Source organism: Exiguobacterium sp. s28, assembly GCF_018618135.1.
Classification (GTDB): Bacteria; Bacillota; Bacilli; order Exiguobacteriales; family Exiguobacteriaceae; genus Exiguobacterium; species Exiguobacterium mexicanum_A.
Genome location: NZ_JACSLL010000002.1, coordinates 47,264 through 68,963 on the forward strand (window position 1 = coordinate 47,264; position 21,700 = coordinate 68,963).

Sequence of the window (21,700 nt, forward strand, 5' to 3'; positions counted from 1 at the left end):
TTTTATTATTTAAAGAATGATTGAATATCATTCCACGTGACGATCAACATGAGGAGCATGAGCAAAGCGAACCCGATAAAGTGGACGAATCCTTCCTTTTTCGGATCGATCGGCCGTCCGCGCACCGCTTCGAACAAGAGGAAGATGAGTCGTCCTCCATCGAGTGCCGGAAGCGGCAACAAGTTAAAGATGGCCAAGTTGACTGATAAAAGTGCCGTCCAGTTGAGGAGCATGATGAGCCCGCTCGCCGCCACTTCATCGGTCATGCGGACAATCCCGACCGGTCCGGCCAATTGGTCGACGCCGACTTGACCGGTAACCAAATCACCGACCGCGGAAAAGATGAGCGTCGACATCGTCCACGTCGTCTCAGCCCCAGTCGTGAAGGCTTTCGTCGGTGAACGCTCGAGCGCGTTCGTCACGCCCAATATCCCGACCGTCTCGCCGTTTTGTTCGACCGCTTGCGGCGTGAGCGTCACCGTTTGTTCTGCATTATCTCGAATATACGTCACTTCGGTTGGCGTGTCAGCCCGGTCGGCAAGCACAGTCCGAAGGTCGAGCCAGTCATCAATCGTCTCGCCTTCGATGGAGACAATTTCATCTCCCGCCATAAGACCTGCTTGATCTGCAGCCGAATCTGGCTGCACCGTACCGATTCGTCCATCGTCCGTTGGCGTCCCTTGGACGAGACCGACGATGACAAGCAAGATGAAGGCAAGGACGAAGTTCATCGCTGGGCCGGCTGCAATCGCGAGCACACGTTTCCATACCGATTGAGCTCCGAACGTGCGGTCGTATGGGGCAATTTGAATTTCCATGCCTTGGTCGACGAGAAGCGTGTCCCGTTCAAGTGAATAGACACGGACCTCATCATCGACGAGTAACTGGATCTTCAATTCGCGAATCGAATCGAACTTGTCGACCGTCCCGACGATGTGCACGTCTTTTGCCTGGTCCGGCTGGAAGTAGACACGATCGACCGTGCCAGCGTTCGTCAGGCGTAACCCGACGTGTTGACCGGCTTTCACTTCGATCGGCTCAAAATCTTCTCCTGCCATTTTGACATACCCACCGATTGGCAATAAGCGAATCGTATACAGCGTCTCATTCTTTCTGAACGAGAGGATTTTCGGTCCAAACCCGATTGCAAATTCATGACAGAGAATCCCTGCCCGTTTCGCCATGACGAGGTGTCCCCATTCATGAACCGATATGAGTACCCCAAACATCAAAACGATGGCGATAAAAGTCGTCATTGTCTATTCCCCACCTTCACTTTCCTTGCTGAATTTGTTCTCGAACCGCTCGGTCGACTTGAAGGATCTGTTCGAGCGTCGGTTCTGCAATTACCGTATGTGTCTCCATCGCTTGTTCAACGATCCGTTCGATATCGAGGAAAGCGATCTCCCCGTTCAAGAACAGCTCGACAGCCGCCTCGTTGGCCGCATTAAGCACCGTCGGCATCGAACCACCGGCGCGCCCGGCCTCATACGCGAGGCGTAAGGCCGGATAACGCGTCAAGTCGGCTTCTGCGAAGTGAAGCGTTCCGATTTCTCTCAAGTTTAACCGCTTGTTCCCGTCGATTTCAAGACGTTTCGGGCCTGAGAGCGCATAGAGGATCGGTCCCCGCATATCCGGATTTCCAAGCTGCGCCATGACGGCGGCGTCTTTGAATTCGACCATCGAGTGGATGATGGACTCACGATGTAGCACCACTTCAATATCATTATAATCGATATCGAACAACCAGTGCGCTTCGATGACTTCGAGTCCTTTATTGAACATCGTCGCCGAATCGATCGTGATTTTCGCCCCCATCGACCAGTTTGGATGTGCGAGCGCCTCTGCGACGGTCACGCCGTCTAATTCATCCCGCGACTTGTCACGGAAACTCCCGCCTGATGCCGTTAAGATGATTTTCGAGACGTCCTCTCGGCGTTCACCGTTCAAACATTGATAGATGGCTGAATGTTCACTATCGACTGGAAGCAGGCTGACCCCATGCTTCTTGACGGCTGCCGTGACGAGATGGCCCGCCGTGACGAGCGTCTCCTTGTTCGCCAAAGCGATGTCTTTACCTGCCTCGATGGCAGCGAGCGTCGGCTCAAGACCGACAGCCCCGACGACGGCTGTGACGACGATGTCAGCCCGCTCTGCGGTCGCACATTCGATCAACCCTTCAAGTCCGATAAAAAAGAGTGGTTCGTATGTAAGTCGTGGTTTGAGTTGTTCGAGCACTTCGATGTCTTTGGCGGACACGTATTTCGGCCGCAGGCGGTTGATCCATTCCTCGGCTACATCTACATTCGTTCCGAAGGCATAGGCCTCAAGTTCAAACAAGTCGGGGTGCTGTTCGATGACGTCACATGTCTGTACGCCAATCGAACCAGTCGCCCCGATTAAGCTGATTCGCTTCATCTTGACACTCCTTTATAACAAATTAAATACCCAGATGACGGTGAATACCGCGATCATACTATCAAAGCGGTCCAAAATGCCACCGTGTCCCGGTAACAGATGACCCGAATCTTTTACGTTGAATTGACGTTTATACGCCGACTGCACCAAGTCCCCGAGTTGCCCGACGACGGATACGACGACCGCGAGAACCAATACTTCGAGAATCGGCAACACCGGTTCGACGAGGACGTAGACGAGACCGACGACGATAGACGAGATGATCCCACCGACCGCCCCTTCAATCGTCTTGTTCGGACTGATCGAGGGCCACAGTTTTGTCTTACCGATTGCTTTGCCCGTGAAGTAAGCACCCGAGTCGGTCGCCCAAATCATGAACAGGACGAGAAGTACTTTGACGAGCCCATCCTCTGAAAGACGGACGAGCGCAAAACTAGAGAAACCGATGACGAGATAGACAGCAGATACAAAATAAAAACTCGCGTCTTCATACGTGAAACGGTTTTTTGTGACGACCGTCCAAAACAGGAGGAGCATTAAACCGAGCACCATCCATTGATTCGTCGACATCGGCATCTCGCCCATGACAAGCTGTCGCTCAAGCAACATCAATACGAACGGGAAGGCTACAAGGAGCGACGTCACAAGGAACGGAAACGCCGTCAACTTGTGATTGCGCATCATCGTGAACTCGCTCAGTCCAATCAAGGCGAGCACACCCATCAAGATGACGAACGGACTGCCCCCGAGGGCGATCAAGCTGACAAAAATGGCACCGGCCCAAAGACCGGTAATAATTCGAGTCTTCATGTCACACCCCACCAAACCGGCGCGTCCGCGCGTTATACGCTTCGATTGCCTCGACGAAGTGGTCTCGTTTGAACTCAGGCCATAACACGTCTGTGAAATGGAGTTCAGCGTACGCCCCTTGCCAGAGCAAGAAGTTCGAGAGACGCTGTTCCCCGCTCGTCCGGATAATCAAATCGACGTCTTGCATATTTGTCATGAGACGCTGTCCGATCATGGCGTCATCGATGTCGTCCGGTTGGATTTTTCCTGCCGCTACATCGCTGGCGATGTGGCGCATCGCTTGTACGAGCTCGTCGCGGCCACCATAGTTTAAGGCAAAGACGAGATCCAGACCTGTGTTCGTCGCCGTGCGCGTACGAGCCTCATCGACTGCATCCCGCGTGCCGCGCGGTAATTTTGACACATCACCTGCGACGAGGACGCGAACGTTTTGTTCGTCCAGTTCTTTTAAGTCCGTCTCTAAAAATTGTTTCGGCAATTTCATCAAGAAGTTGACTTCTTCTTCCGGACGCGTCCAGTTCTCCGTCGAGAACGCATAGAGCGTCAACGAACGGATCCCGAGTTCTTGGGCGGTGCGAACCGCTTCCCGGACCGATTTCATCCCTTCCCGGTGACCCATGATGCGAGGGAGTCCACGCTTCTTCGCCCAACGGCCGTTGCCGTCCATAATGATGGCGACGTGTTCGGGGATGCTCAGTTCCGCCTCGGTCTTCGTTTTAGGATTCACCCATTTAAACATACTCTATCCTCCTGATTGTATGAAAGAGGGACCCTCTCAGTAAAAGGGTCCCCACACAGCTTTTTGGTATACCACTTCCGTGATTACACTTCCATGATTTCTTTTTCTTTCGTCGCTGCAGATTCATCAATCTTTTTGATATACGAATCCGTTAACGATTGAACGTCATCCGCGTAACCGCGAAGGTCGTCCTCAGTCAAGTCCCCATCTTTTTCAAGCTTCTTCAAGTTTTCGTTGGCGTCACGACGAACGTTACGGACAGCGACTTTCGCTTCTTCCGCATATTTCTTCGTCACTTTCACGAGCTCTTTGCGACGCTCTTCCGTCAAAGCTGGGATGGCGAGACGAATGACGGTCCCGTCCGACGACGGCGAGAGACCAAGGTCGGCTTTTTGGATCGCTTTTTCAACGTCAGACACCATCGACTTGTCCCATGGTTGAATCAAGAGAAGGCGTGCTTCCGGTGTATTGATGTTCGCTACTTGATTGAGCGGTGTCGGTACGCCGTAGTAATCGACTTGAACCGGGTCCAAGATCGACGCGCTCGCACGTCCCGTCCGAAGTGTCCCGAAGTCACGCTTCAGCGCGGAAACGGCTTTCTCCATTTTCTCTTCAGCAGTTTTCAATACGTCATTTACACTCATGAATTGATTCCTCCTACTACCGTCCCGATATGTTCCCCGAGTACGACACGTTTGATGTTTCCTTCTTCAAGCAATGAGAATACAATCAGTGGGATATGGTTGTCCATACATAGTGACGTGGCTGTCGAATCCATCACTTGGAGACCGTCCTTTAAGACGTCCAAGTACGTGAGCGTGTCGTATTTGACTGCATCCGGAACGAGTTTCGGATCGGCCGAATAGACGCCGTCGACGTTGTTTTTTCCCATCAAGATGACGTCAGCTTCAATCTCCGCTGCGCGGAGTGCCGCTGTCGTGTCTGTTGAGAAGTACGGGTTCCCCGTCCCTGCCGCGAAGATGACGACGCGACCTTTTTCAAGGTGACGCATCGCCCGGCGACGAATGTACGGTTCAGCCACTTGGCGCATTTCGATTGAGGTTTGGACGCGTGTTTGGACACCGTTCGTTTCAAGGCTATCTTGTAGCGCGAGCGAGTTCAATACCGTGGCGAGCATGCCCATGTAATCCGCATTCGCTCGGTCCATGCCGAGCTCGCTACCGGTCTTGCCGCGCCAGATGTTGCCGGCGCCTACGACGACGGCAACTTCGACGCCCATGGCGACCAATTCTTTAATTTGCCCAGAGATCGAATTGACGATGGCCGGGTCGATCCCGTACCCTTGATCTCCAGCGAGCGCTTCCCCACTCAATTTTAACACAATTCGCTTATATTTCGGTTCCATACTTTGCCTCCTCTTGCTTGAAAAAAGGGAACACGCTCCCTTAACGAACTAACTCAAGGTTATACAGACGTGTTCCCAATTTTGATAGCACCATGTGAATGATGCAGATTATTTTTTAAGTTGGTTCATTACTTCTTCAGCAAAGTTTTCTTCGCGTTTTTCCATACCTTCTCCAACTTCGTAACGTACGAATGAGTTGATACGGCCGCCTTTAGACTCTACGTATTTCCCAACTTTGAAGTCAGCGTCTTTAACGAATGTTTGGTCGACGAGGCAGATTTCCTCGAAGTACTTGTTCATACGTCCCGCAATCATCTTCTCGACGATGTTGGAAGGCTTGCCTTCGTTGAGGGCTTGCTCAGTCAAGACTTTCTTCTCACGATCTGCTTCTTCAGCCGATACTTCGTCGCGTGTCGCGTAAAGTGGGCGTGCTGCTGCTACGTGCATGGCTACGTCTTTTGCAACTGTTTCGTCTGTTGTACCGTCGAGGACAACGACTGAACCGATGCGGCCGCCCATGTGGAGGTACGTGCCGAAGACTGCATCGTCCGCTTTTTCAAGGACAGCGATGCGACGGAGTGAGATTTTCTCTCCGATTGTCGAAGCTTCTTCTTGAATGTGTGTTTCAAGCGTTTTACCAGCTACGAATTCAGAAGCGAGTGCCGCTTCAACTGTCGTTGCGCCTGAAGTGAGAACAGCTTTTGCTACGTCTGAAACGAGTGTTTGGAACTTCTCGTTTTTCGCAACGAAGTCTGTTTCTGAGTTAACTTCGACGAGCGTAGCTTTGTTGCCGTCAACCGCTACTGCCGTCAAACCTTCTGCTGCGATACGGTCGCCTTTAGCTGCTGCTTTCGCGATCCCTTTTTCACGAAGGAAGTCGATTGCTGCTTGCATGTCACCGTTTGTTTCAGTGAGTGCTTTTTTGCAATCGAGCATACCTGCGCCTGTTTTTTCACGAAGTTCTTTTACCATTGCTGCTGTAACTGCCATCGGAAATTCCTCCTTGTAAAACTTACGAATTTTTAAGAAAAAGCACTAAGGCTTTATATACGTGTCCTAAAAAAAGGTGATAAAAGGCTTTCCCTTTATCACCTGTTGTCTGACTGATTACTCAGCTTCTGTCGCTTCAGCTTCTGGAGCTACCGCTTCTTCAGCTACTTCTTCTTCGCCTTGTTTCGCTTCGATGATTGCATCTGCCATCTTCGAAGTGAGCAATTTAACCGCACGAATCGCATCGTCGTTCGCTGGGATGACGTAGTCGATTTCGTCTGGATCACAGTTTGTGTCGACAATCGCAACGATTGGGATGTTCAATTTGTGAGCTTCTGCAATCGCGATCCGCTCTTTACGTGGGTCAACGATGAAGAGGGCATCAGGAACACCTGGCATGTCCTTGATTCCGCCGAGGAACTTCTCAAGACGTGTCATTTCTTTTTTCAAGATGATGACTTCTTTCTTAGGAAGTACTTCGAACGTACCGTCAGCTTCCATTTTCTCAAGCTGCTTCAAACGGTTGATACGTTTTTTGATTGTTGAGAAGTTTGTGAGTGTTCCACCCAACCAACGCTCATTGATGAAGTACATACCTGAACGGAGTGCTTCTTCTTTGATTGTGTCTTGAGCTTGTTTTTTCGTACCTACGAAGAGGACGTTTCCGCCTTCTGCCGCGAGTTCACGAACGAAGTTGTACGCCTCGTCTACTTTTTTGACCGTTTTTTGAAGGTCGATGATGTAGATGCCGTTACGCTCCGTGAAGATGTATTTCGCCATTTTTGGGTTCCAACGGCGTGTCTGGTGACCGAAGTGTACACCAGCTTCGAGCAATTGCTTCATTGAAATTACTGCCATGATAAATTTCCTCCTTGTGGTTTAAAAAAGTCCTCCGCCTCGTTCATCGTTGTATTCCGACCTTTCGGCACCGAGGAATACCATCCCGAGACGTGTGTGATGTGTTTAACACCAAAAAATACTATAGCATATGTCCGCCAATCCGGCAACTCTCACTTTTTACGAAGTTTGGCATATAAGGCGACTTCTCCTTCGCCTTTTCCGAGGAGTCGGGCCGTCTCCCGGACCGAATGGTGCAATAACACATCCTCCACGTGCGGGGCTGATTGCGTATCGTCGTCCGATGTCTCTCGCTTTGGCTCCGCATGGATCGACTGAGCACCTGTAACCTCTTCGTTTGAGGACGCTGGTTGTTTCACGACATCGTTCATCGATTCCATGAACGACAACAGGAGGGCCTCGGTCTCACGTTTCTCGTGCTCGAGTTGCGTGACGCGAGCGGTCAACGCTTGGACTTGACGAAATAAGATCAGCAGTCCGTAAGCGACGATACAGGCGATTGCGATATATACGATGGTCATCTCCACCCCTCCTTCACGATGTCTTTTCTTCTAAATACGAACGTCCAAGTGCAAGCTTTAACGTCTTTAACGCCTTGGAATGGATTTGGGAGATACGTGACGTCGACAGTTCCAACACTTCGCCAATCTCGGTCAACGTCAACTCGTCGAAGTAGAACAACGAGACGACGAGACGTTCTTTCTCGGACAAGTGCTCGATTTCGGTCGTCAGCACGTCGAGCAGCTCGCGCTGCAATAGCGTATCCTCCGGTTTCTCAGAGTCAGGGTCGAAATACGTGACGGACATGACCTTGCCTTCTTCTTGAAGCGTCACCGCTTCATCGATCGACAACATGTTCGCGAAGTACCCTTCCGCCATCGCCTTCTCGATTTCCGACACCGGCAGTTCGCAGGCGCTCGCGAGTTCTTCTTTCGTCGGGGCCCGGTGCAACTTCTGCTCGAGTTGTTCGGCGATGTGATCAATTTTTTTCACGCGTTCGCGCACCGAACGCGGTAACCAATCGATTTTCCGCAGCCCATCGATGATGGCGCCACGGATCCGAAACGCCGCGTACGTGTCAAACTTGTTGTTGTGTTCTGGATCATATTTCATGAGGGCATCGTACAATCCCATGTAACCCAAACTTTTCAATTCGTCGCGTTCGACGCTCTTCGGGAGCGTCACGATCATTCGTTGCACGTGATAATGGATGAGGAACTCGTAGTGCGTCAATAGTTCATTCGCTGTATCCATATCGCGGTCAGTGTTCCAACGATCCCACAACTCGGTAAGCTGAGTCGTCATGTCGATCCCCCCTAGATTTCCTTAGTTCCTACGCTGACCGTTCGAATCGACAGGACGCAAGTCGCCACATCAAATTCGATCGTCCGTCCGTTATGTCCGCCACAGTCTTCTGCGATGAGCGGGATACGGTGCGCTTTCAGTGCGTTGCGCACGGCTTCGGCGTTTCGTTCACCGATCCGCATCGCCTCGTTCTCATACTTGAATTGAAACATTTGGGCGCCGCCGGCCATCTTCGCTTGCAGCCGACCCGCTCCGGCCCGTTTCAACGACGCGACGAGCGCATCGATGGCCGTATCCGCATATTTTCCTACTTCAACCGTTTGGTGTTTCCGGGCAATCGCCGAATCCGGCAACATGACATGGGCCATCGCCGCGATTTGGAGCCGGACGTCATACAAGATGACGCCGACGCACGAACCGAGTCCTGCCGTTCGCAATTTGTTCGGCGCGGTCGTCTGCTTCCATTCCGCGATGCCGATTTTGATGACTTCAGCCATGGCCAATCAACCGCTGTTGTATCCGTTCGAGCGAGCCATGCGTCGGTAGGAACAACACATGCCCAGCACTTACTTTCTCATCGATGCGGAACGTCGTATCGATGTAGAGTGCCGCATCTTCCTCAGGTTGGACCGACGTGACGACGAATTCGACGATCGAACCCGCCATGTCGACCGCTGTCGCCGGGACTTGGATGGAGATTGGGGTATCGAGCCAATCCCCGAGTGCCCGGGCGTAAGCCCCGCTCATGATGTTTCCGATTTCTTCCCATGCCGACTGGCCGAGCTCGTCCGCCGATTGGAACGAGAACGTGCTTCCGATGAGGGAAGCGACCATTGTTTCGGCATCATCGACCGGAAACAAGATGAGAATCATGCCGCTAATGTCACCGCCGAGCTCCAACAAGACGGACGCCACGTGACGTTCCGGCCCGCCGACGCGTTCCGGCAAATACGTGATCGGTTCCATCTCCGCCGAGGAGACGGTGATCGTGACCGGCTTGCCCAAGAGCGTCGACAATGCCGTCGCGGCATGACCAGAACCGATATTGCCGAGTTCTTTCAATAAATCTTGCTCGAACTCACTCAGCATGCTGTTCCTCGAATAATGCGTTGGCATCGAGGAGCGAGAACAATTTGTCCTCACCTTTGGCGATCGCCGTCAAGTGAGCCGACAACATGTCTCGGCTCGACTCCGGAATCGGCTCGATGCGAACGTCTTCACTTTCCACGACCTCGTTGGCCCGGTCGACGATAAAGCCGGCATCGCCTTGATTGAGTGAAGCGATCAAAATCCGTGTTTCTTCGGTCGGTTCGACTGCCTCGTAACCGAGACGGAGCCGAAGGTCGATGACCGGTGTGACGACCCCGCGCAGATTGATGACACCTTTGACGTGAGCCGGTGCGTTCGGGACGCGTGTGACCGGTTGTACCCGTTCAATCGAGCGAACTGACTGGACATCGATTCCGTATGTGTTCGATCCCAATGAAAAGACTACCCATTTTTGTTCCATCCTTCTTCCTCCTTAGAACAGATCGTTGCTGTCGACAATCAAGGCGACACGCCCGTCTCCGAGTATCGTCGCACCAGAGATGGCCGGAATGCCCTCGAGATAAGTTCCGAGCGGCTTCATGACGATCTCTTGTTGGCCAATCAAGTCATTGACGACCACACCGACGAGCTTGTTTCCTTTGCGGACGACGACGACCGGGAATTGCGTCTTCGTTTCCGTTTCGATCGCGAACATTTCTTTCAAGTAAACGAGCGGGACGAGCTGACCTCTGAAGTCGAAGACGCGTTCGCGATGGGCCGTCAATATGTCGGCCTCGTCGAGGAGCGTCGTCTCGAGAATCGATGACAGCGGAACGGCGTACGTCTCATCGCCGACTTGTACGAGCATCGCCGAGATGATCGAGAGCGTGAGTGGCAAGCTGACTTGGAATTTCGTCCCTTGTCCGACGACCGTCTCGAGCGTGACGACCCCGCCGAGCGATTCGATCTTGTTTTTGACGACGTCTAGTCCGACGCCGCGACCTGAAAGATCGGTGACGACGTCTGCCGTCGAGAATCCAGGTGCGAAGATGAGCATGGCTACTTCGTTGTCCGTCATCGCCGTCGCTTCTTCAGGCGTGATGACGCCTCGTTCGAGTGCTTTTGAGCGGACTTTATCGACATTGATTCCTGCCCCGTCATCCTCGATTTCAATGAAGACACGGTTGCCGCCATGGTAAGCGCGAAGCGCGAGTCGACCTTGCTCCGGCTTCCCGGCTTCGAGGCGGACTTCCGGCAACTCGATGCCGTGGTCGATGGCGTTACGAATCAAATGGACGAGCGGGTCACCGATCTCATCGATGACTGTCCGATCGAGCTCGGTCTCAGCACCGGTGATCTCGAGTTGGACTTTTTTATGGATATCTTTCGCGACCGAACGCACCATGCGCGGGAAGCGATTGAACACTTGCTCGATCGGCATCATGCGGAGGGTCAAGACGAGCGATTGAAGTTCGTTCGTACCGCGTTTGATTTTCTCGACCGTTTCGTTCAGTTCAGGTTGACCGACTTCGTCGGCGAGCCGCTCAAGACGACCGCGATCGATGATGAATTCTTCGAACAAGTTCATCAGACGATCGATCCGCTCTAAGTTGACACGAATCGTCTTCGCTTGTGCGACGGCCTGTTCTTTCGGTTCGTCCGTCTCCACCGCTTTCGGTTTCACTTCGGCCACGGCGACGCTCTCGGCACTGACAGCGACTTCCGGCGCACCGGCCGCCGCACTCGTGTAAGGTGTCACTTGGACGTGCTCGACTTCCGACACTTGGGACACGGCATGCTCAATCACGTCCGCTGACTCCTGAGACACGAACAAGACGTCAAATGAGAGATCGAACTGTTCTTGCTCGATCGCCTCGGTCTCAGGAACCGTCCGGACGACTTCGCCGAGTTCTTGGAGGCGATCGAACACCATGTAGGCGCGCGCCGCTTTCAACACGACGGCATCCGATAGCTTCACATGAAGTTGGAACGCTTCGAAGCCGGTCTCTTTCGCTTGCGTGATGACCGAATCGGTATATAGGTCGGCCGTGAAGACCGTCTCATCGACCACCTCGACTGCTTTCGGAGTGCTACCGATAAATGACTGGAACGCGGACACTGTCGCCGTCACATCGATGTTTGCGCCTCTGCCTCCCGTCTCGATATCAGCGATCATCTCTTCGATTTGTTCCATTGCCGAGAACATCGTATCGAGCAACAACTGGTTGCTCTCTTTCTTTCCGGCTCGAACCAAATCGAGCGCGCTCTCCATCTCATGCGTCAAGTTGGCGACACTCTCGTATCCCATCGTCGCCGACATCCCTTTGAGCGTGTGTGCCGAGCGGAAAATCTCTTGAATCGCTTCCTGACTGCCCGTCTGTTCTAGTTTCAACAGCTGGGTGTTAACCGATTGGATATGTTCTTGAGATTCGTCTAAAAACAATCCTAAGTATTCGTTCACGTCCATCTATAATGCCTCCCTGTCGTTAGACTCGGTTCCACTGACGTTTCAAGTTCCCCATCAAGCGTTCCATAAAATGACGCGGCTTCGGCGGTGTCCCGGTCAATGTCGTTAAAATCCGTTCAAGCCGCCAACTGATGTCACTCTTCCGGTCCAGATGATAAAACGGGACTTGGGCGATGACCGCTCGTCTGACCGTGGCGTCATCTGGTAAATACCCGAGGAATCGAATCGATTTCTTTAAAAACTGCTCACATGCAACTTCCATTCGTTCAAAACATTGCAGCGCTTCTTCACCCGATTGGGCCCGATTGACGATCACACCGAGCGGTAAGTCCGGACTTTGACGATGAACGAGCTTCGTATAGGCATATCCATCCATGAGCGAGGTCGGTTCAGGCGTCAAGATAAGGAACATCTCATCGCATCCTTCGATGAACTGGAGCGACGTGTCTGTCGCACCGGCCCCCATGTCGAATAACACATAATCGTATTCGGTCAGCACTTCGAGTTCACGCATAAAAAATTGCATATCTGCATGTGAGAATTGGACTAGTTCGTCGAGCCCACTTCCCCCATGTAATATATCGACACCATGCACGTCTTTCTGAACCGAGGCGGCGAGCGGAATTCGCGCTTTTACCGAATCCATCATCGTTCGTGACCGCGACGCGTTCAATAAGATGTGCACGTTTGCCATCCCGATGTCGAGGTCGACGATCAAAACACGTTTCCCGAGCTCGACGAGACCGATGGCCGTATTGACGCAGACGTTCGTTTTACCGACCCCGCCTTTCCCGCTCGCAAAAGCGATTGTCGTCGGTGCGGTCTCCGTTTTCGCCCTCAGACGTCTTGCTTGGTCCATTGGGTCCACCCTTCTTTCTCAAGTAAACGATCCGTCAATCGGTCCGGCTCTCCGGCGACAAGGTCGTCCGGCACTTCTTGTCCATCCGTCAGCCAAGCGACCGGCAGTCCGCTCTCGCGAACCATCCGATACATCGCGTGAATGTCACTCGTCTCATCGGCTTTCGTGAAGATGAGCGACTGGAGCGGCAACGGTTCGAATTGGCGATAGATCATGTCCATATCCCGCATCTTCGACGTCAAGCTGAGGACGAGCGACAAGCTCGTTTCCGAGAAATCGTGATGTCGCTCGAACTGTTCGACGTACGCCTCGTCGCGGAAGTTGCGACCGGCCGTATCAATCAAGATGATGTCTTTCCGTGCGAACAGTTGTTTCGCTCGTTTGAAGTCATTGAAGTCGTAGGCGACCTCGACCGGGATGTCTAAAATCTCGGCGTACGTTTTCAATTGTTCGATTGCCGCAATCCGGTACGTGTCCGTCGTGATGAGACCGACCGAGAGCCCATGCTCGAGTTTGTAGTGAGCGGCAAGTTTGGCGAGCGTCGTCGTCTTGCCAACCCCGGTCGGACCAACGAGCATCATATACCGTTTCGGTTCAGGGACAGCCAAGAAGGAACTCCGGATTTGATCACGCACGTAGCGTTCGACGACTTCCACCGATTTTGTCGTGTAATACAGCTCGTTGATCGCTTCGTCCCACGTCTCACCACGGAACGACTCGGAGGCGAGCAGTGATTCGACATGCGCCAGCGCTGCGGGCAACCGTCTCGACGTCGACACGGTCGCCGCCTGACTTGATTCGTTCGTTTGTTGCGGTGGACGCGTCGGAGCCTTCACGGGCTTCGATGGTGCGACGGGTTTCGTCGCGGCACGCGGTTTGACAGCGAGCGGTGCTTTCTCGAGCGCGGCGATGACCTCGACGTGTTGCGATGCGAACAGGCCGAGCCAGCCTTTCTTCACTTGACGGGAGTTCAAAATCACGGCGTCGTCACCAAACTCCTGTTTGACTTTCGCCATCGCTTCCGCCATCGTCTTGCCGGTATATTTTTTGATTTGCATTTAAATCACCCCAATACTTTTCACTTCAATCGAGCTGAGCAGCTCGTTGTAGGCGAGAACCGGCACGTCCGGATAATATCGTTCGAGCAGTTGTCTCACGAACAAACGGATCGTCGGCGAGCATAAAATGACGGCCGAAGCCCCGTAGCGTTCGAACATCGACAGTTGCTCACCCGAGCGTTCGATAATCTCGCGCGCCTGTTCCGGGTCGAGCGCCAAATAGTTCCCGAACTCGGTTTTTTGAACGGCGTCTTGAATAAGCTGTTCGGTCTGGCCACCGAGTGTGACGACGTAGAGCGGTCCGTCCGGCGGGCTGACTTGGTCCGTCAATTGACGGGACAGGCCTTGGCGGCAATATTCGCCGAGGATATCGGCATCTTTCGTCACTTTTCCATAGTCGGCCATCGTCTCGAACAAGAGCGGTAAATTGCGAATCGAGACGTGTTCTTTCAATAGATGACGGAGCACTTTTTGAATGTCGCCAATCGATAGGACGGATGGTGTCACGTCTTCGACGAGCACCGGGTGCGTCTCTTTCAAGTGTTCGACGAGTTGTTTCGTCTCTTCACGGCCGAGAAGGTCTGCCGAATGTTTCTTGAGCGTCTCCGTCAAATGCGTCGCGACGACCGATGGCGGATCGACGACGGTGTACCCGCTCATTTCAGCGCGGGTCCGCGTCTCTTCGTCAATCCAGAGAGCCGGGAGGCCGAACGCCGGTTCCGTCGTTTCGATGCCGTATACTTCCGGGTCTTCAATGCCAGGGCTCATCGCCAAGTAATGATCGAGCAACAGCTCCCCTTCAGCGACGACGTTGCCTTTCACTTTGATGCGGTACGCGTTCGGAGACAGTTGCAAATGATCTCGAATTCGGACCGTCGGCAAGATGAAGCCGAGTTCGAGCGCGAGCTGACGACGAATCATGACGACCCGGTCAAGCAGGTCGCCGCCCTGCGACTCATCGGCGAGCGGGATGAGTCCGTAACCGAACTCGAACTCGATGGCATCGATTTGTAACAGCGACACGACGGTCTCGGTCGGTGCCATTGGTTCTTCTTCCGGTAGCGGTGTATCGATGACTCGTTTCATGTTGCGGCGCATCGCATACGCCCCATAGAAAGCGACACCGGCGATGATGACCGTCACCGGGAGCAGACTCGGTGAGATAAACCCGAGCATGATCACAATCGAGCCGGCGATATAGAGGAGCGTCGGATTTTGACCGAGCTGGTCGACGACGTCTTCTCCTAAATTCCCATCCGACACGGCACGGGTGACGATGATGCCGGTCGCCGTCGAGATGAGGAGCGCCGGGATTTGACCGACAAGCCCGTCCCCGATTGTCATGAGTGAGAACGTCTGGAACGCTTCACCGACCGGGAGGCCCATTTGGACGGTCCCGATGATGATTCCAAAAATCAAGTTGATGACGACGATAATGATCCCGGCGATGGCGTCCCCTTTGACGAACTTCGAGGCCCCGTCCATCGATCCGTAAAAGTCGGCTTCACTTTGAATTTTTTTCCGACGGATTTGAGCGTCCTTGTCGTCAATCAATCCTGAGTTCAAGTCGGCATCAATCGCCATCTGTTTACCAGGCATGGCGTCGAGCGTGAAGCGAGCCGATACTTCCGACACGCGTTCCGCCCCTTTCGTGATGACGACGAACTGGATGATGACGAGGATGAGGAAGACGACGAACCCGACGAGCACGTTTCCTCCGACGACGAAGTTCCCGAACGTCGCAATAACTTCTCCCCCGTACCCGGTCGAAAGAATCGACCGCGTCGTCGACACGTTCAATCCGAGCCGGAACAGCGTCACGATCAACAAGAGCGAAGGAAAGACTGAGAAGTCGAGCGCTTCGCGGGCGTTCATCGCGACGAGCAAAATCAGCAAGGCGATCAGTATATTAACAATGATTAAAAAATCTAATATGAACCCCGGTAACGGGATGACGAGCATGACGACGATCATAAGAACGCCGATCAATACCGCGAAATCTTTCGCTTTTACAGCCAACACATACTCCTCCTCAAGACGGTTGTTTCAATTGATAGACGAACGCGAGCACTTCAGCGATCGCCTGATAAAACGACTCGTCAACGACTTCCCCGATATCCATTTGGGCGTAAAGTGCGCGGGCCAACGGTTTATTTTCCACAATCGGGATGTCATGTTCTTTGGCCACGTCGCGGATGTTGAAGGCGACTTGGTCGACGCCTTTGGCGACGACGAGCGGCGCAAAGTCTTTCGTGTCGTCATAGCGAATGACGACGGCATAATGGGTCGGGTTCGTGATGACGACGTCCGCGTTCGGAATCTCTTGCATCATGCGGCGCATCGCCATCTCCCGTTGTTGTTGTTTGATTTTAGACTTGATGAGCGGGTCACCTTCACTGTTTTTATACTCGTCCTTCACATCTTGTTTCGACATGCGAATCGATTTCTCAAAATCGAATCGTTGATAGAAAAAGTCGAGCAACGCGAGTGCGAGCAAGGCGACGCTCACCCATAGTCCAAGTTCGATCGTGATGCTCGCGAGCGCGATAACCGATTCACGGACATGTTCGACAGCCATCCGGGACAGCTCTTTTTGGTTTTGCCAGAGCACGGCAACAGCAGTCGTCAGGATAATCAATAATTTGAATAAGGACTTTAAAAATTCGACGACCGCTTTCATACTGATAATCCGCTTGACCCCTTTGATCGGGTCGATGCGTTCGAGTTTCGGTTGGATCGCCTCTGCCGAGAACAACGTCCCGATTTGAAGATAGTTGATTAAGATCCCGAACACGACCGCGACGACGAAGAACGGTCCCACAATCAAACCGACACGAAGCAACAAGTCGGTAAGCATCCCGGACAATCCATTCGATAAGTCGAACAACAAGTAACTCGTACCGAGCAAATCTTTCGTCAACCCGAACAGTTGCTTGCCGAGATACGGACCTAAAAACGATAACATGAGAAACATCGCGAACAAGGCGAACGCGCCGGTCAAATCGGCCGACTTGGCGACTTGTCCTTTCTTGCGCGAGTCCTCCCGCTTACGCGGGGTCGCTTTTTCGGTTTTTTCTCCTGCAAAAAATTGAAGATCGACCGATAAGGTATATAGAGGCTTCATGAGGCGTCTCCTAGCAATTTCATAAAATCACGCAACACTTCTTGTAAAATCGGGATGAACTGGCTGATGCCGTTCAAGGTCAACCCCATCATGACGACCATGACCGAGAAACCTGCAATCAGTTTGAATGAGAATCCGATCGCAAAAATATTGAACTGCGGGGCCGATTTCGCCAAGAACCCAAGCGCCATGTCGACAAGCAAGAGCGATGCCATGAGCGGAAAGGCGAGCTGTAAAGCGACCATCATCGTCATCGTGACGACCTTCACGGCCATCATGAGCGACGCTTCACTAAAGTTGATGATCGGCTGGCCCGGTGGATATATTTGAAAGCTATAATAGATGCCATCGATCAGCAGTAAATGTAAATTGCTCGACAGCATGATAAACAATGTGAAGATGTAATAAAAACGTCCGATCAATGGCGACTGGCCTCCGAACATCGGGTCATAGGCCGATGCCATCGCGAGTCCGAGCTGCAAATCGATGACCCCTCCCGCAATCTGGGGCGCAAAGAACAAAATATTGATCAATATGCCGAGCACCAAGCCGATCAGCACTTCGTATAACACTTGCAAGATATAGGCTTGCCCGAGCTCGAGCGGCTCCGTCACCGTGAACATCGCATAGTAGGCTAAAAAAGCACTGAAGGCGACGCGATGCATGACAGGTAGCTGTCGGGATGAAAACAACGGGACGCTCACGAAGAAACCGGACAGACGTGCGAACGTCAAACCGTATAGACTGATAAAATCGACCGCGTTCATTTCGAGGCGACCTCGACCATCAGTTCAAAAATCAATCGGGTGAACCCTTCGATCTGTTGCAGCATCCAAGGCCCAAAGATGACGAGCCCGATAAACACCGAGACGATTTTTGGGACGAACGATAACGTCTGCTCTTGAATCTGTGTCGTCGCCTGTAAAATCGAAATGACGAGACCGACGACGAGTGAAATCAACAAGAGCGGCATCGAGATTTTTAATAACGTCCACACACTCTCCGTCGCCAAATAGATGACCATTTCCTGCGTCATATTCGTTCCTCCTACATACTTCTAAGCAAGGACTCCACAATCAAGTGCCATCCATCCACCAACACAAACAATAACAGTTTGAACGGCAAGGCGATCATGACCGGTGGAAGCATCATCATCCCCATCGACATGAGGACACTCGCCACAACCATATCGATAATTAAGAACGGCAAGAAGATCATGAATCCGATTTGAAACGCCGTTTTCAGCTCACTAATCGCATAGGCCGGGACCATCGCGAGGAGTGGGACGTCTTCGACCGACTCAGGTTGCTCATAGTTCCCATATTTAATGAATAATTGCAAATCTTCTTGGCGCGTGTATTGGGCCATGAACCGCTTCATCGTATTCCCCGCCTCTTCGAACGCCTCGTCTTGACTGATTCGGTCGTCCATGTATGGCGAGAGTGCCTTGTCATTCAACTCCGATAGCACCGGTGACATGACGAACAACGTGATGAACAGGGCGAGCCCGATAATCAGTTGGTTCGGCGGTGTTTGCTGCGTACCGAGCGCCGGACGGATAAAGGAAAGTACGACGACGACGCGCGTGAAACAAGTCATCAAGATTAAGAAAGATGGCGCGAGCGTGAGCAGTGTCAACACGACTAACAATTTGATCGAAGTCGATGTGCTGTCTGGCGTCTCTAGGTTGATCAGTTGTTCAATCGTCGTCATCGTTTCTTCCTCACTTCTTCAATCTGGGCCAATTGCTGTTTAAACGTGTCGAGAAAGGCCGATGTGTTCGAGTTGTTCAAGGCTGGCGCGTCGTGGACCGCTTCATCCATCGCTTCGGCATCGACCCGATCAAGCAGTTGAATCGAGTCACCGACTCCGAGCACGTAAACTTGTTCGCCGAGCTTGACGAGTTGCACCGATCGGTCTTTGCCGAGCGGTACCCCGCCGAGATGTGTCAAATGCTGTGCCGTTTTGACGCCTTGCGTGCGTGCGTTCAACCAACGCACGAGGACGAGAAAACCGCCGATGACAACGACCATGCTCAAGATGAGCTTGATCGCTGTCCCGACCGATGAGACGGCCGATTTCACCGGCTGGTCTTCAGCGTCTGGCTGTTGTTGCTCGAACTGTTGATCGACGGTGGCGGCCTCGACCGTGGTCGGGGCGCTTAGCCCGACCACGAGAAGGATAATCAACCACCACTTGTTCATTGTGCGACCGTTTTCGAAACCGCTTCGACGACCCGTTCCGCATTGAACGGCTTGACGATGAAGTCTTTCGCCCCAGCTTGAATTGCGTCGATAACCATCGCTTGTTGTCCCATCGCAGAACACATGATTACTTTCGCGTTTGAATCAAAGCCACGAATTTCTTTCAAAGCGGCCAAACCGTCCATCTCTGGCATCGTGATGTCGAGCGTGACGAGGTCCGGCATGAGTTCACGATATTTTGCGACCGCATCCACGCCGTTCTCCGCTTCCCCTACGACTTCAAATCCATTCTTTGTCAAGATATCCTTAATCATCATGCGCATGAACGCCGCATCATCTACCACCAAAATTTTTGCACTCATTGTTCTTCCTCCTTAAACGATGCCAATCCGCTCGTGCGGTTGGATAATTTCTGTTACACGGACCCCGAAGTTCTCTTCGATGACGACGACTTCGCCGCGGGCAATCCGTTGTTGGTTCACATAAATATCGACCGGCTCACCGGCAAGTTTATCGAGTTCGATGATCGAGCCTTGCGACAACTCAAGCACTTCGCGGACCGAACGTTTCGTCCGCCCGAGCTCGACCGTCACGCTGAGCGGCACGTCATACAGCAGACCGAGGTTTGCTGGAATCGAATCGTTCGTCGCAGGCGCATGCAGCGGCATGAATTCCGCTTGACTGACAGCGACTTCCGGTGCCGACTTCACTTCCTGACGTACAGGTTGTTGGGGAGCCTGTGCGGCTGGTGCTTTTGGCGCTTCTTGCTTCGGGGCGGCCGCAGCAGGTACGACCGGCTGAGGGGATGTGGCCGTCATCAATTCATTGACGAGCTGTTTCCCGAATTGAATCGGTGCGATTTGAACGATTTTTGAGTCGATCAACGTACCGACTTTCAAATTGAACTCGATCAACACCATCGTCTCCCAAAGTTCGAGACGATCAATGATCGTTTGGGTCTTCGTCGCATCGAACACTTCGACGAGCGGCGGTGAAATGTCAATTTTTTTTGAGAACACCGTCGACAAAGATGTCGCCGCTGCCCCCATCATTTGGTTCATCGCTTCTTGCACGGCCGAGAGTCGAATTTCGTCCAACCCTTCCGGATCGACATCGATCCCGTTCCCGCCGAGCATCAAATCCGAGATGATGGCCGCATCCTCACGTGTCAACACGAGGACGTTTTCGCCTTTCAAACCTTCTGTGTAACCGACGCGAAGCGCCACGTGCGGTGTTGGATAACGCTCACGGAGCGCATCGATTGTGACTTCACTGACGATTGGGGTCGTGATTTCTACTTTTTGTTGCAGTAACGTCGATAGTGCCGTCGCCGAGTTACCGAACGAGATATTCCCGATCTCTCCTAAGGCGTCGCTCTCCATCGAGTCAAGATGCTCTTCGGGCTTCGCCTCTGGTTTTGACGAGTCGCTCGTCCCTCGTAATAACGCGTCTATTTCATCTTGTGACAACATCTCACTCATTGCTCTTCCTCCTTCACCCGGTGGAGCACTTGGACGGCCATCCGCTTCCCGCTCACACCGACTTGCCCTTTGAACACTTTATTTTCCCCTACCATGATGGATAATGGGTCTTTCACCAATTGGTCGAGTGTCAAACAATCCCCGACCTCTAAATGTAACAAGTCACCGAACGTGATCGTCGTCTCTCCGAGCAGAGAAACGACCTCAACCGTCGAGTTCATCAATTGGGCTTTGAGCGGTTCCTTGCTGTTGCCGCTCGCATTGCGGCGGTTGGCCTCCTGCATCCAGTAATGGCTCGACAGTTTGGATAACACCGGCTCGATCGTCACGAACGGCAAGCAGACGTTGATCGTGCCGCTCACTTCGCCGATGGTGACACCGATCGAGATAAGGACGACCGTCTCGTTTGGCGAGACGAGTTGAAGAAACTGCGGATTGACCTCGACCGCGGTCATCTCTGACTTAATCTCGGCAATCGACTCCCACGCCTCCCCGTATCCGGCAAACGCTCGTTTATATAACTGGGTCAAGATGCGCATCTCGATTTCTGTGAAGCTCTCGACTTTTTCGATTTCGACCCCTGGACCACCAAGCAGACGGTCGAGCATCGCATATGAGATGTTCGGGTTGACCTCGATGATGAAGCGGCCGTTGAGCGGCGGAGCCTCAATCAAGTTGATCATCGTCATACTTGGGATGGAATGAATGAATTCATCGTACGGGAGCTGCTCGACCGAATTGACCGTGAACTGCACGTACGTCCGGAGCTGAGCCGAAAAGAACGTCGTCAACATGCGCGTGAAATGTTCATGGATTCGGGTCAGACTTCGGATTTGGTCTTTCGAGAAGCGGACCGCCCGTTTAAAGTCATATTGCCGAACCTTCCGCTCTTCTTCTTGATTTAAAAAGGAGTCGGCTTCGACGTCGCCACTGCTTAACGCCGATAGCAAGGCATCAATTTCTTGTTGAGATAAGACTTCTCCCATGATGCC

25 protein-coding genes are annotated in these 21,700 nt (G+C 52.7%); all 25 read right to left on the reverse strand.

All coding sequences use genetic code 11. The features are described from left to right. Positions 1-5: 5 nt before the first annotated feature. Positions 6-1,256 (reverse strand): RIP metalloprotease RseP, encoded by a 1,251-nt coding sequence (gene rseP, locus KNP78_RS02570; RefSeq protein WP_034777270.1) that lies wholly within the window; start codon positions 1,254-1,256, stop codon positions 6-8. A 16-nt stretch (positions 1,257-1,272) separates the two neighbouring features. After that, complete coding sequence (dxr, locus tag KNP78_RS02575; RefSeq protein ID WP_034777257.1) at positions 1,273-2,418, reverse strand: 1-deoxy-D-xylulose-5-phosphate reductoisomerase; 1,146 nt, start codon at positions 2,416-2,418, stop codon at positions 1,273-1,275. A 12-nt stretch (positions 2,419-2,430) separates the two neighbouring features. After that, positions 2,431-3,228, reverse strand: coding sequence for a phosphatidate cytidylyltransferase (locus KNP78_RS02580; RefSeq protein ID WP_034777254.1), 798 nt, complete (start codon positions 3,226-3,228; stop codon positions 2,431-2,433). 1 nt (position 3,229) lies between these two features. After that, on the reverse strand, positions 3,230-3,967 hold the full coding sequence (locus tag KNP78_RS02585) for an undecaprenyl pyrophosphate synthase (protein WP_034777251.1): 738 nt from the start codon (positions 3,965-3,967) through the stop codon (positions 3,230-3,232). Positions 3,968-4,050: 83 nt separating this feature from the next. Beyond that, on the reverse strand, positions 4,051-4,611 hold the full coding sequence (gene frr / locus KNP78_RS02590) for a ribosome recycling factor (RefSeq protein ID WP_034777248.1): 561 nt from the start codon (positions 4,609-4,611) through the stop codon (positions 4,051-4,053). Then, complete coding sequence (gene pyrH, locus KNP78_RS02595) at positions 4,608-5,333, reverse strand: UMP kinase (RefSeq protein WP_034777246.1); 726 nt, start codon at positions 5,331-5,333, stop codon at positions 4,608-4,610. The genes frr and pyrH overlap by 4 nt, the downstream gene beginning before the upstream one ends. A 108-nt stretch (positions 5,334-5,441) precedes the next feature. Beyond that, entirely contained in the window at positions 5,442-6,323 is an 882-nt protein-coding gene (gene tsf / locus KNP78_RS02600) for a translation elongation factor Ts (RefSeq protein ID WP_214823239.1), read from the reverse strand. A gap of 117 nt (positions 6,324-6,440) precedes the next feature. After that, a complete protein-coding gene (gene rpsB / locus KNP78_RS02605) occupies positions 6,441-7,181 on the reverse strand; it encodes a 30S ribosomal protein S2 (RefSeq protein WP_021067146.1) in 741 nt (246 codons plus the stop codon). A 152-nt stretch (positions 7,182-7,333) separates the two neighbouring features. Next, positions 7,334-7,702, reverse strand: coding sequence for a hypothetical protein (locus KNP78_RS02610; protein WP_034777242.1), 369 nt, complete (start codon positions 7,700-7,702; stop codon positions 7,334-7,336). Between the two features lie 13 nt (positions 7,703-7,715). After that, entirely contained in the window at positions 7,716-8,486 is a 771-nt protein-coding gene (locus KNP78_RS02615) for a FliA/WhiG family RNA polymerase sigma factor (protein WP_214823240.1), read from the reverse strand. Between the two features lie 11 nt (positions 8,487-8,497). Next, positions 8,498-8,983: a chemotaxis protein CheD gene (locus KNP78_RS02620; RefSeq protein WP_034777237.1), complete on the reverse strand. Its 486-nt coding sequence runs from the start codon at positions 8,981-8,983 to the stop codon at positions 8,498-8,500. Beyond that, positions 8,976-9,575: a chemotaxis protein CheC gene (locus tag KNP78_RS02625; RefSeq protein WP_034777234.1), complete on the reverse strand. Its 600-nt coding sequence runs from the start codon at positions 9,573-9,575 to the stop codon at positions 8,976-8,978. The genes KNP78_RS02620 and KNP78_RS02625 overlap by 8 nt, the downstream gene beginning before the upstream one ends. Then, a complete protein-coding gene (locus KNP78_RS02630) occupies positions 9,565-9,996 on the reverse strand; it encodes a chemotaxis protein CheW (protein ID WP_034777232.1) in 432 nt (143 codons plus the stop codon). The genes KNP78_RS02625 and KNP78_RS02630 overlap by 11 nt, the downstream gene beginning before the upstream one ends. 12 nt (positions 9,997-10,008) lie before the next feature. Continuing rightward, on the reverse strand, positions 10,009-11,982 hold the full coding sequence (locus tag KNP78_RS02635) for a chemotaxis protein CheA (protein ID WP_034777229.1): 1,974 nt from the start codon (positions 11,980-11,982) through the stop codon (positions 10,009-10,011). Positions 11,983-12,001: 19 nt separating this feature from the next. Next, on the reverse strand, positions 12,002-12,841 hold the full coding sequence (locus KNP78_RS02640) for a MinD/ParA family protein (RefSeq protein ID WP_034777227.1): 840 nt from the start codon (positions 12,839-12,841) through the stop codon (positions 12,002-12,004). Continuing rightward, complete coding sequence (locus KNP78_RS02645; protein WP_034777225.1) at positions 12,820-13,899, reverse strand: flagellar biosynthesis protein FlhF; 1,080 nt, start codon at positions 13,897-13,899, stop codon at positions 12,820-12,822. Before KNP78_RS02645 ends, KNP78_RS02640 begins: the two co-directional genes overlap by 22 nt. Further along, a complete protein-coding gene (gene flhA, locus KNP78_RS02650; protein WP_251126271.1) occupies positions 13,900-15,873 on the reverse strand; it encodes a flagellar biosynthesis protein FlhA in 1,974 nt (657 codons plus the stop codon). It abuts the gene before it with no gap. Between the two features lie 58 nt (positions 15,874-15,931). Next, positions 15,932-17,023 (reverse strand): flagellar biosynthesis protein FlhB, encoded by a 1,092-nt coding sequence (flhB, locus tag KNP78_RS02655; protein WP_034777221.1) that lies wholly within the window; start codon positions 17,021-17,023, stop codon positions 15,932-15,934. Continuing rightward, positions 17,020-17,790 carry a flagellar biosynthetic protein FliR gene (gene fliR / locus KNP78_RS02660; protein ID WP_214752725.1) on the reverse strand — a complete coding sequence of 257 codons (771 nt, stop codon included), beginning with the start codon at positions 17,788-17,790 and terminating at the stop codon, positions 17,020-17,022. Before fliR ends, flhB begins: the two co-directional genes overlap by 4 nt. Further along, positions 17,787-18,059, reverse strand: coding sequence for a flagellar biosynthesis protein FliQ (gene fliQ / locus KNP78_RS02665; RefSeq protein ID WP_034777219.1), 273 nt, complete (start codon positions 18,057-18,059; stop codon positions 17,787-17,789). The genes fliR and fliQ overlap by 4 nt, the downstream gene beginning before the upstream one ends. A gap of 11 nt (positions 18,060-18,070) precedes the next feature. Beyond that, the gene (gene fliP, locus KNP78_RS02670; RefSeq protein WP_034777218.1) at positions 18,071-18,736 is read right to left on the reverse strand and encodes a flagellar type III secretion system pore protein FliP; all 666 of its coding nucleotides are present in this window, start codon (positions 18,734-18,736) and stop codon (positions 18,071-18,073) included. Beyond that, positions 18,733-19,227: a flagellar biosynthetic protein FliO gene (locus KNP78_RS02675; RefSeq protein ID WP_214823241.1), complete on the reverse strand. Its 495-nt coding sequence runs from the start codon at positions 19,225-19,227 to the stop codon at positions 18,733-18,735. The genes fliP and KNP78_RS02675 overlap by 4 nt, the downstream gene beginning before the upstream one ends. Further along, positions 19,224-19,589 (reverse strand): response regulator, encoded by a 366-nt coding sequence (locus KNP78_RS02680; RefSeq protein WP_021067131.1) that lies wholly within the window; start codon positions 19,587-19,589, stop codon positions 19,224-19,226. Before KNP78_RS02680 ends, KNP78_RS02675 begins: the two co-directional genes overlap by 4 nt. A 12-nt stretch (positions 19,590-19,601) precedes the next feature. Continuing rightward, the gene (fliY, locus tag KNP78_RS02685) at positions 19,602-20,708 is read right to left on the reverse strand and encodes a flagellar motor switch phosphatase FliY (RefSeq protein WP_214823242.1); all 1,107 of its coding nucleotides are present in this window, start codon (positions 20,706-20,708) and stop codon (positions 19,602-19,604) included. Then, positions 20,705-21,694, reverse strand: a complete 990-nt coding sequence (gene fliM / locus KNP78_RS02690) for a flagellar motor switch protein FliM (protein WP_034777213.1) — start codon at positions 21,692-21,694, stop codon at positions 20,705-20,707. Before fliM ends, fliY begins: the two co-directional genes overlap by 4 nt. Positions 21,695-21,700: the final 6 nt, after the last annotated feature.